This is a genomic window from Dietzia sp. SYD-A1 (assembly GCF_015356725.1).
Lineage (GTDB): Bacteria > Actinomycetota > Actinomycetes > Mycobacteriales > Mycobacteriaceae > Dietzia.
On the sequence record NZ_JADDKI010000336.1, the window covers coordinates 1 to 1,588 of the forward strand.

The following is a 1,588-nucleotide window of genomic DNA, read 5'->3' on the forward strand; positions in this document are numbered from 1 at the left end:
GGGGCCACCCGACCCGCGCCGTGGTGCCCTCGAGAGGAATCGAACCTCCGACACCGGCTTTAGGAGAGCCGTGCTCTATCCACTGAGCTACGAGGGCGGGAACCGGGGAGAGTCTAACCGATGTCCGCCCGTCCGTGATCGGCGAGTTGGAGTGTCCGCACCCGGACGGTATGGTTGACCGTCGGCGTCCGTGTCGTCTCCGTGTCCGGGGATCGGCGGACCGCCTCCGCGGGTCACCACCGGCCGCCGCGCGAGGGGGAGGGCGTCCGGTCGGCCGGCAGCCCCACTAGACAGACAGAGGTATCGCCTGTGTCCACGTACACCCCCAAGCCCGGGGACGTGACGCGCGCCTGGTACGTCATCGACGCCACTGATGTGGTTCTCGGTCGACTCGCCGTCCAGGTCGCCAACATCCTCCGTGGCAAGCACAAGCCGCAGTTCGCCCCGAACGCCGACACCGGCGACTTCGTCATCATCATCAACGCCGACAAGGTCGCGATCTCGTCCAACAAGCGCGAGCGCGTGATGCATCACCGCCACTCCGGGTTCCCCGGCGGACTCAAGTCGCAGTCCCTCGGTAAGGCCATGGACACGCGCCCGGATCGCGTCGTCGAGAAGGCCGTCAAGGGCATGCTGCCGAGCAACAAGCTCGGTCGTGCCGTCGCCTCCAAGTTGAAGGTGTACGCGGGGCCCGATCACCCGCACGCCGCCCAGCAGCCCGTGCCCTACGAGATCAAGCAGGTGGCCCAGTGACCGACGAGAACATCACCCCCGAGGCCGAGCTCGCCGACGACACGGTGGCGGAGCTCGCCGCCGAGGTGGCCGAGGACTACAGCGAGGCCGACTACGCCGGCGGCACCGACTACGTGGCCGACGCCGAGTCCCAGCTGGCCCCGGTCGTCTCCTCCGGTCCGGCACAGGCGGTCGGACGTCGCAAGGAGGCCGTCGCCCGCGTCCGCCTCATGCCCGGTTCCGGTCAGTTCACCCTCAACGGTCGTAGCCTCGAGGACTACTTCCCGAACAAGGTTCACCAGCAGCTCGTCAAGTCGCCGCTGGTCCTCGTCGAGCGCGAGGAGCAGTTCGACATCGTGGCACTGCTCCACGGTGGAGGACCGTCGGGTCAGGCCGGTGCACTGCGCCTGGCGATCGCCCGTGCGCTGACCGAGTACTCCTCGGATGACCGCCCGGCGCTCAAGAAGGCCGGCTTCCTCACCCGGGACGCCCGCGCCGTCGAGCGCAAGAAGGCAGGCCTGAAGAAGGCCCGTAAGGCACCGCAGTACTCGAAGCGCTGATCGACGCGCTCGATATCCCAGAGCAGGCGCCCGCTACCGCGGGGGCCTGCTCTGGCTCGTTTCCCGAGGGACCGCACGGCCGGGGTTATCCTTACCCGGTCCGGACCACCCACGCCGCGTGCGGTGGCGGTCCCCCTATCCCGGAGGATCACGCATCATGACCCGACTTTTCGGTACCGACGGGGTTCGCGGACTCGCCAATCAGACGCTCACGGTGGACTTGGCGGTCCGGCTCGGAGCCGCTGCCGCCGCCGTCCTCGCGAGCGAGACCCGCGCCACCGGGCCCGAGGTCGCCC

The 1,588-nt window shown here is 69.1% G+C and carries 2 protein-coding genes, 1 tRNA gene and 1 pseudogene; 3 read left to right on the forward strand and 1 reads right to left on the reverse strand.

The features are described 5' to 3' along the window. Window positions 1–21: 21 nt before the first annotated feature. Window positions 22–97, reverse strand: a tRNA-Arg gene (locus tag IY392_RS13170). A 212-nt stretch (window positions 98–309) separates the two neighbouring features. Between IY392_RS13170 and rplM the strand changes: the two genes are divergently transcribed. The 3 genes and pseudogenes from rplM to IY392_RS13185 form a co-directional block, all read left to right on the forward strand. Further along, window positions 310–753 carry a 50S ribosomal protein L13 gene (gene rplM / locus IY392_RS13175; protein WP_017837232.1) on the forward strand — a complete coding sequence of 148 codons (444 nt, stop codon included), beginning with the start codon at window positions 310–312 and terminating at the stop codon, window positions 751–753. Between the two features lie 65 nt (window positions 754–818). After that, window positions 819–1,292, forward strand: coding sequence for a 30S ribosomal protein S9 (rpsI, locus tag IY392_RS13180; RefSeq protein WP_370446350.1), 474 nt, complete (start codon window positions 819–821; stop codon window positions 1,290–1,292). Between the two features lie 157 nt (window positions 1,293–1,449). Continuing rightward, window positions 1,450–1,588 (forward strand): annotated as a pseudogene (locus IY392_RS13185) (phosphoglucosamine mutase); the annotation flags it as partial.